Raw genomic sequence first — 255 nt, 5'->3', positions numbered from 1 at the left:
CCTAAACCAAGGAGCTTGCTCCTTGGGGTTGTGGGACGTCTCACATGGAGTTACAAAGGTTCATATTAGACGAAGAGGTCTGGAAAGGCCCGCCAAAGAAGGTAAAAGCCCTGTAATCGAAAGTGTGGACCCTCCGAGACGGATCCCGAGTAGTGCGGGGCACGTGAAACCCCGTATGAATCTGCCAGGACCATCTGGTAAGGCTAAATACTCCCTAGTGACCGATAGTGAAGCAGTACCGTGAGGGAAAGGTGA

Annotated in this window: 1 rRNA gene; it reads left to right on the top strand. The window is 52.2% G+C overall.

Annotation, left to right across the window (positions count from 1 at the left end):
• A 23S ribosomal RNA gene (locus tag KJS42_RS22985) occupies positions 1-255 on the top strand; the annotation flags it as partial.

It is taken from the genome of Paenibacillus sp. J53TS2, from assembly GCF_018403305.1.
In the GTDB taxonomy this organism is placed as follows: domain Bacteria; phylum Bacillota; class Bacilli; order Paenibacillales; family Paenibacillaceae; genus Fontibacillus; species Fontibacillus rhizolycopersici.
The sequence above is the reverse complement of the archived record's forward strand: the minus strand, read 5'-3'. Positions and strand labels throughout refer to the sequence as shown.